Source organism: Capnocytophaga sp. oral taxon 338 str. F0234 (genome assembly GCF_000192225.1).
GTDB lineage: Bacteria > Bacteroidota > Bacteroidia > Flavobacteriales > Flavobacteriaceae > Capnocytophaga.
In genome coordinates, this window is sequence record NZ_GL872413.1 from 450,855 (window position 1) to 458,217 (window position 7,363).

General features: G+C 35.4%; 8 protein-coding genes and 2 pseudogenes. 2 read left to right on the forward strand and 8 right to left on the reverse strand.

The annotated features are described in order from the left end of the window. Positions 1-10: 10 nt before the first annotated feature. The 4 genes and pseudogenes from tig to HMPREF9071_RS02135 all read right to left on the reverse strand — a co-directional run bounded on the left by tig (position 11) and on the right by HMPREF9071_RS02135 (position 5,042). Positions 11-1,342: a trigger factor gene (gene tig / locus HMPREF9071_RS02120; protein ID WP_009744895.1), complete on the reverse strand. Its 1,332-nt coding sequence runs from the start codon at positions 1,340-1,342 to the stop codon at positions 11-13. A 99-nt stretch (positions 1,343-1,441) separates the two neighbouring features. After that, positions 1,442-2,596: a beta-ketoacyl synthase N-terminal-like domain-containing protein gene (locus HMPREF9071_RS02125; RefSeq protein ID WP_009744896.1), complete on the reverse strand. Its 1,155-nt coding sequence runs from the start codon at positions 2,594-2,596 to the stop codon at positions 1,442-1,444. 8 nt (positions 2,597-2,604) lie between these two features. After that, positions 2,605-4,116 carry a GH3 auxin-responsive promoter family protein gene (locus HMPREF9071_RS02130; protein ID WP_009744897.1) on the reverse strand — a complete coding sequence of 504 codons (1,512 nt, stop codon included), beginning with the start codon at positions 4,114-4,116 and terminating at the stop codon, positions 2,605-2,607. A gap of 34 nt (positions 4,117-4,150) precedes the next feature. Continuing rightward, positions 4,151-5,042 (reverse strand): annotated as a pseudogene (locus HMPREF9071_RS02135) (IS1595 family transposase). 64 nt (positions 5,043-5,106) lie between these two features. Between HMPREF9071_RS02135 and HMPREF9071_RS11885 the strand changes: the two are divergent. Together HMPREF9071_RS11885 and HMPREF9071_RS11775 are read left to right on the forward strand one after the other, a co-directional pair. Then, a complete protein-coding gene (locus HMPREF9071_RS11885) occupies positions 5,107-5,283 on the forward strand; it encodes a helix-turn-helix domain-containing protein (RefSeq protein WP_009744899.1) in 177 nt (58 codons plus the stop codon). Between the two features lie 12 nt (positions 5,284-5,295). Beyond that, positions 5,296-5,619 carry a helix-turn-helix domain-containing protein gene (locus tag HMPREF9071_RS11775; protein WP_009744900.1) on the forward strand — a complete coding sequence of 108 codons (324 nt, stop codon included), beginning with the start codon at positions 5,296-5,298 and terminating at the stop codon, positions 5,617-5,619. A gap of 23 nt (positions 5,620-5,642) precedes the next feature. Here HMPREF9071_RS11775 and HMPREF9071_RS02145 read toward each other — a convergent pair whose 3' ends face one another. The 4 genes and pseudogenes from HMPREF9071_RS02145 to HMPREF9071_RS02160 form a co-directional block, all read right to left on the reverse strand. After that, complete coding sequence (locus tag HMPREF9071_RS02145) at positions 5,643-6,110, reverse strand: hypothetical protein (RefSeq protein ID WP_009744901.1); 468 nt, start codon at positions 6,108-6,110, stop codon at positions 5,643-5,645. Then, positions 6,107-6,553: a DUF3289 family protein gene (locus tag HMPREF9071_RS02150; RefSeq protein ID WP_040357906.1), complete on the reverse strand. Its 447-nt coding sequence runs from the start codon at positions 6,551-6,553 to the stop codon at positions 6,107-6,109. Before HMPREF9071_RS02150 ends, HMPREF9071_RS02145 begins: the two co-directional genes overlap by 4 nt. Next, the gene (locus HMPREF9071_RS02155) at positions 6,546-7,034 is read right to left on the reverse strand and encodes a hypothetical protein (protein ID WP_009744903.1); all 489 of its coding nucleotides are present in this window, start codon (positions 7,032-7,034) and stop codon (positions 6,546-6,548) included. The genes HMPREF9071_RS02150 and HMPREF9071_RS02155 overlap by 8 nt, the downstream gene beginning before the upstream one ends. A gap of 9 nt (positions 7,035-7,043) precedes the next feature. Further along, a pseudogene (locus HMPREF9071_RS02160) lies at positions 7,044-7,363 on the reverse strand (DUF3828 domain-containing protein); the annotation flags it as partial.

The following is a 7,363-nucleotide window of genomic DNA, read 5'->3' on the forward strand; positions in this document are numbered from 1 at the left end:
TTCTTTTTAATTAGTGTTGATGCTGATGGGTATAGAATTTTTCTATGAAAGAATCCACATCAATATCTATTTTATTAAGTTTTGCTTTTTCTTTGTAGAACTGAATGAGTTTACCTCCCACCAATTCCCTATGGATGCGATTCACTTCTGCTTCATTCTTAAGGGTATTATTTACAAAGGTATCTATCTGAGGTTGCTCTACATCAGTGAGTCCATAACGAGCGATTTGAGCACGAATAGCTCTCTCAGCAAAGGCACGGATTTCTGGATAAGAAACCTGCAAATGATTGTCTTTAAGTATTTTATCTTCAATAAGCTGGTAGCGTAATCCTCTTTCAGAGCGATTGTATTCTTCAGCAACTTCTTCAGCAGTGATTTTCTTTTCACTGGTTACTTGAATCCATTTTTTAAGGAATTCTGCAGGTAGGTCAAAGGAAGTCTTCTCCAAAAGAACCTCTGTAGCATCATCTAATAGGCGTGAATCTGCATTTGTGGTGAATTCTTCTCGAATACCTTCTTCTACTTTTTTACGAAACTCTTCTTCGGTAGTAATGTTTTGATTGGGATAAAGTTGATTAAAGAAAGCTTCATCTAAGGTGGCTAATACTACTTCCTGAATATTTTCTATAGTGAGGGTAAGTTCCACATCCAGAGTATGTACTACTTCATGAGGTACCCCTAAGGCTTGCATGAGTACATGAGTATCCTTGAAAAGTTCCTTAGAGGAAAGCGTAATCTGATCACCTACTTTTTTGTCCTTCAATTTTTCAAATGCTTTATCTGTGAGGGATTCAGTAGTGAAAGTATATTCCTTATCTATATTTGCAGCCTCATTGAAGAAAGTACCACTTATTTCAGTGTTTTTAGCTACCTTTTCAGCAGGCACAAGTGTTCCGAAGCGAGTACGAAGGTGTTCTACTTGGGTTTCTATTTCTTTATCAGTTACTTTTATTTCATAATAATTAATAGGAGTAGAAAGGTCAATAGAGAACTCAGGAGCTAAGCCTATTTCAAAAACAAAGGTGTGTGAATCACCATCCCAATCCACCTGTGGCGCATCCTCTTTAGGGATAGGTTGTCCTAACAATTGTAATTTTTCATCTTGGATAAACTTGTTAAGGGAATCACTAATGAGCTTATTGACTTCATCTACTTGGATGGCTCTTCCGTATTGTTTTTTAACTATTCCCATAGGGAGATGTCCCTTACGGAATCCTGGTACAGAAGCGTTTTTACGATAGTTATTAAGGGCATCGTCTACATTTTTTTGATAATCATTCTTATCAATGACTAAGGTAATTACGCCATTAAGAGCGTCTATTTGTTCTTTACTAATATTCATTAGGGTTGGTTTTAATTTATGAAAAATTCAGTTGGCAAAAGTACTACAAATTATCGGTTGTACAAAATTTTTTAGCTGTTTTCCTGTAAAATTCTTTTCCTAAGGAAGACAAACAAGGATACTTACGGCATTTCCACCAAAACCTGTAGCATTGATCAATATATTACGAAGAGGTTTTGTGGGTGTTTTAGGCAGATAAGGAATTTCTAAAAATGTTTGATGAATGAGCATGAGTATCGCCATTTCCAAGGCTAAAGCGCCGCTGGAGGCAAAGGTATGTCCTATCATCCATTTGTTGGAGGTGAGTAAGGGGAGATGTTCTCTGAATACTTGTTTTAGGGCATGATACTCGGCTTGATCTCCTTTAATTGTTCCTGTACAGTGAGGGATGACCACGTCCACCTGAGAAGGGGAGAATCCCTGTAAGGCTTGTTTCATACTCTTTTGCAAGGCTTGTGCATCGGGAGAGATTGCTACCGGATGGGTAATGGTTTCAGTAGCATAACCAATTCCTTTGATTATCGCTAAAGCATTTTGTTTATAGCCTTTTTCCACAGCAAAAACAGCACTTCCTTCTCCCAGCACCATTGTATTTTTTGGTTTATCTAAAAGCAATGGCTGGGACGGATAGGTATCGCCGAGGTTCCCATATATTTTAAGAGCCTTCATTTGGGAGAGGGTAAAGGGAGTTAGGGGAACTTCACTACCTCCTACAAGAAACCCTTCTGCCATCTGGGCATGGAGCCACGCTACTGCATTGAGCAAAGCGTGTAGAGCGGTAGAGCAGGTGATAGAGTGGGAGAGAGCCACTCCCTGTCCTTGAGCGTCCTGCATTACCCAAGAGGAAATATTGCCTAAAGAAGTAGTAGGGGAGGCTAAAGGAGCACATTTACCTTGTTCCAAATAGTCTCGGTAGTATTGTTCAAAAAGGGTTGTAGCTCCCCGAGAGGAGCCTATGTTCACTCCGAAGGATTTTCCTTTGCTCCATCCTGCTTCCTTTAGGGCTTGTCGTGAAGCATAGAGGGCATAAAGTACGGTAGGGTCTAAGTTTTTGTATTTGGGATTCTCCTGTTGTAGTTGGGTGATATGGCTACGACTCTCCTTATTGAGTGCTCCTACAGGAAGAGCTTCTTTTCCCACCATTTGACCACTTAATAGGGGTTTGCCCCGGAGATAGTTCTCCCAAATAGCAGTTCTTTGAGCCCCTAATGGAGAAATGCTTCCCATTCCTGTAATAGAGATATTGGTTTGCATAGTTTGCTTTAAGAATTTCCTAAATACTTTTCATTTTTTACTAATTTATCCGCTATTTGTCGGTCATTAGATAAGTGTTGCACCTTGTTTTGTCCTCCTAATTTTCCTTGTGCTTTCATATATTCTGAAAAGCTTCCCTTAGGGATACAGGTAATCTTGAGTCGTTGGAGGATTTTTCCTTCTATGAGGTCTTTGTAATAGCTATTCTGTGCTTGTAGGGCGGTATCAAGGGTATGAGCAAAGGTTTCCATGTCCTTAGGGAGAACGGAAAACTCAATAAACCATTCATGGTAAGGCAATTCCCCCGCTGGTGGATTTACCTGGGGAGCTACGGTAAATTCACTGACCTCACCTCCTGCTGTAGTAAGTGTTTTGGTAAGAGCCTCTTCCACTTCCTTTCCGATAACATGCTCGCCAAAGGCAGAAATAAAGTGCTTGATACGTCCTGTTACTACAATGCGATAAGGCGTAAGAGAGGTGAACATCACAGTATCTCCCATATTATAAGCCCAAAGTCCAGCATTGGTGGATACAATTAACACATAATTCACTCCTAATTGTACATCTTTCAAGGGGATACGCTTAGGGGTTTCAGCAAAGAAAGTGTCTGCCTGTATAAATTCATAGAAAATTCCTGAATTGAGGAGCAAAAGCATGCCTTTTTCTGTTTGGGAATCCTCATAGGCAAAGAAGCCTTCACTGGCAGGGTAGAGTTCTATTGTATCTACTTTACGTCCAATAAGATGCTCAAATTTTTGTCGGTAAGGCTCATAGTTCACCCCTCCATAGATAAATAATTGGAAGTGAGGGAAGAGTTCTCCAATTGTTTTATGAGATTTCTCTTGCAAGCGCTCAAAATACATTTGTACCCAAGGAGGAATGCCACTGATAACAGTCATATCCTCCTTTATAGTTTCGGTAACAATGGCGTCTATCTTGGTCTCCCAATCCTCTATACAGTTAGTTTTCCATGAAGGCATACGGTTGGTTTGTAGGTATTTAGGTACATAGTGAGCAGAGATACCAGAAAGCCTTCCCTGTCGGATCCCATTTTTCTTTTCTAAGAGGGGACTTCCTTGTAGAAAAATCATTTTCCCATCTACAAATTCTGCATTACCTGTCTGTGCGATATAGCACATAATAGCATCACGAGCCGCTTGGATGTGATAAGGCATAGAGTCCCTCGTTATAGGAATATATTTTGCCCCACTGGTAGTACCTGAGGTCTTGGCAAAATAGAGGGGCTTCCCTTTCCAAAGGATATTGGATTCTCCATTTTTGACTCGCTCTATATAAGGAGTGAGAGCTTCATAGTCACGGATAGGTACTCGCACTACAAAATCCTTGTAGGAATGTATCTCCTCAAAATGATGATCCTTTCCAAAGGCGGTATTTTTTGCTTTTCGGATAAGAGAAAGGAATACTTTCTCTTGGGTGGTTATAGGTTGTCCCGCCCATAAATCTATGTTTTTGCGTATGCGATAAGCCCATAATCGGGCGAGGAAACTTTTTAAACTCATGATGGATTGGAAATTAATAGTTTGAGGTGTCTATTTAGCTACATACTAATTGACTTTGGGAAACGGGAGAACGCTCAACAATTCTTTTCATTAATTTGTTAAAGATAGTATCTTTATTTTGTGAGCGATTAATTCTAAAACTGTATTCCGCTAAATATCGGTCTATGTTAAATTCTGATACCCAAGAATATATACCTCGTATCCAAGACTTTACTTGATGTATTATCTTATGTAATGTAGGAAAATTCTTCCCATCATTACTAGAAATTTGAGTTATATTAAAGTCTTTTATAGGTTTATATCCTTTCCATTCGTCAGTAGTAACTTGTGCTGTTTTACTAATATGTTTGTCAAATATTGTTCGTAATGATTTTGAGGAAAAATCAGGTATTTTTAGTGCGTAAAAGCACTTTACTTTGCCTTGGGTCAGTAAGTTCCATTGCACAAAGAACTTTCTTTTTCTTTGTGTCATAGCTTCAACCTTGTTTTCCTTCCTCTTTTCCTCCTATGGTAAATTCATCAACCTAAACGCTATCATTCATTTTGTGCGATTCACTGGATTTCATAGCTTCACGGACTTTTTGCATAAAATAATGTGCAGTCTGACGACTAATTTCATAACGACAAGCAACTTGTGAGGCTGATAACCCTTTAGTTGTAGTTGTCATTTCAAAACATATAAAAAATGCTTTACGTAACCCAAATTTTAGTCTATGAAATAGTGTTCCAGCTGTAGGACTTTCCGTATCTCCACAGATATTACAAGTACGTGAAAAATCTTTTCTGACTTGGTATTTTTTATGACCACATTTGCGACAGCAATATCCATCTTCCCACTTTAAAGAAGCTAGCTATTCTTCGCAATCTAAGTCTGTTTTAAAGCGTTCAGTAAACTCTAAGAGGCTTTGTCCCTTAAATAATTCCATAATACATTAATTTTCAGAGCGCAAATATATGAAATTATTTTGACACCTCAAAAATAAAATAAAAATGGCAAAAGGATACAAAGACTTAACTTTGGAGCAAAGGTACATAATAAAAGCACATCTTGACACAAATCAGTCAAATAAATTTATAGCTGAAAGTTTAGGAGTCTCAGAATCAACTATTAGCAGAGAGACTAAAAGATGTGGAGAACGTAAAAAATACACTCCTCTAAGAGCTTAAGAAATAGCTGATATGAAGAAAGAACAACTTTCTAAGAAGCGCAAATTTACTTCTGAAATAGAGAAAATAGTCAAAGATAAAATTTGTAATGAGCAGTGGTCGCCCAAACAAATTGTAGGTTATTACAAAAAACTAAAGGAAGAAGGTAAAACCGATGTAGAGATGGTTTCTCACGAAAGTATCTATCAATTTGTACGTGAGGATAAGAAAAAAGGAGGTAAAATATACCTAAATACACGACATAAACTTAAGAATAGAGCTTCTACCTTCACTAATATCAAAATTTCTATCTTTAAAATATACAATATGATATTTTCTAATACCTATTTTAACTAAACTACAGTATAAATAACTAATACTTAATCCAAAATCTCTTTTCTTTCATACATTATCTCTTCTTTATTATATACAATAATTTTCTTAATATAATTTTTATTCTCATCTAATATGAACTCAACTAATGCGATTAAATCTCTATCGTAAATTAAGCCATTATCGCTAATTTCTTCGGTATCATTCAAGTTAATTCTCCTATACCACCATCTTTTCTCATAAAAAAAGCAATATATCTCTGCTCTTTTATTTTTCGCAATAGATGAAATATAACTATTATCAACAAAATCTTCTATTTCATATGCTACCTTGCTATAATCCTTATGGGTATAGTTTTTTATTTCATAGTAGAAATAATTAAACTTGTAAGATGAGTTTTCATTCATAATCTGTAAAATTCTAGCATTGTAAGATTTATCCATTTCGGATATTTTGATATTTTTACTACAAGAAAAAAACAGAAAAGAAATAATAAAATATACAAGATAATTCATAGCAATATTTTTTCAGAGTTTTCAACTTTAGTAATAAAAGGTACATAACCTCTAAAATGTTGCAATACAAACCATTCCCAAAAAATATTGTGGTCCCAAGCAATCCAAGGACTTGGAGCTCTTTTTTTCTCTAAATCAGGGTAGTCTAAGCCAAAATGATCAAAGTAAATAAAATTTAAAGTTAAATAAGTGAACTTATGGTTTGGACTCCAAGGATAAATCACTTCTTTAATTTCTTTTATCCATATTTCATACGCCCAAATATCATTTAGCATAATTCCTAATCCACTCATTTTGTCTGGGAATCTAGGACTATCAATTTCTTTGTCAACCAGTTTTTTATATAATATTCCTTCGCCATCATTTGTTATTTTCATACGTAAAGGCGGCTTTGAGACTTGACTATAAGTTTTATTTGTGTTAGGATATACGGACTTATTCATTGAAAAAAATGTCAATAATTTTATCATCTATTTGTATTTCTATAGGATATAATTCTTTTGTCTTTCCGCCCTGTTTGTATAAAATCAATGTCCAAGGATTGTCTTTGGATACCTGAATTATTTTTCCCCCTATTTTTAGGATTTCGCCTATTTTTATGTTTATTGTATCTATTCTTTTTTCTAATGCAAGATCGCTTGCCATTGTCATATAAAAAGTAGCATCGTCTACCGTTGTATAGAAATCATCATCTTTTGACACATTCTTTAGGCTATCAAGGTAAAATAAGGTTGGTTCCACAAAGATAACATAATTCTTATCCTTTATTTCCCTTGTAATCCTCTCATCGGTTATTTCTTGTACATAATCTGCTTCCTCAATGGTATCTATATCATTTTCAATATAGTTGTTTTCTTGGGTGTTGTTATTGTTACAAGAAAACAACAATAAACACGCTGAAATAAAATAATAAATTTTTACCATCTGAATATTTTAAAATATAATATCATCAATGATGTACCTGTCTTTCTTTTTAGCTACTTTTAATTGTATGCTATCATATCTGTTATCATAAAAGTTAAAAAGATACACATTATATCTTTTTGAATTTATCTTCTTTACCTTAATAGAGTCCAACCATTCTATGAAAACATCTTGGGCATTTACAATAAGATCCATATCTAGATCTTCCGAGGGCTCTATTTTTTTTATTAATTTATTTGATAAATATCTTTTCTTAATTCTTATCAATTCTTCTTGACAATCATGACAAAGCATTTTATCTTGCAGCCTGATATACTTGTCATAAAATT

Bases quoted from the DNA above. Each gene is read 5' to 3' on its own strand.
- HMPREF9071_RS02150 (WP_040357906.1), bottom strand. From the start codon at position 6,553: ATGAATAAGTCCGTATATCCTAACACAAATAAAACTTATAGTCAAGTC.
- HMPREF9071_RS02125 (WP_009744896.1), bottom strand. From the start codon at position 2,596: ATGCAAACCAATATCTCTATTACAGGAATGGGAAGCATTTCTCCATTA.
- HMPREF9071_RS11885 (WP_009744899.1), top strand. From the start codon at position 5,107: ATGGCAAAAGGATACAAAGACTTAACTTTGGAGCAAAGGTACATAATA.
- HMPREF9071_RS11775 (WP_009744900.1), top strand. From the start codon at position 5,296: ATGAAGAAAGAACAACTTTCTAAGAAGCGCAAATTTACTTCTGAAATA.
- HMPREF9071_RS02145 (WP_009744901.1), bottom strand. From the start codon at position 6,110: ATGAATTATCTTGTATATTTTATTATTTCTTTTCTGTTTTTTTCTTGT.
- HMPREF9071_RS02130 (WP_009744897.1), bottom strand. From the start codon at position 4,116: ATGAGTTTAAAAAGTTTCCTCGCCCGATTATGGGCTTATCGCATACGC.
- tig (WP_009744895.1), bottom strand. From the start codon at position 1,342: ATGAATATTAGTAAAGAACAAATAGACGCTCTTAATGGCGTAATTACC.
- HMPREF9071_RS02155 (WP_009744903.1), bottom strand. From the start codon at position 7,034: ATGGTAAAAATTTATTATTTTATTTCAGCGTGTTTATTGTTGTTTTCT.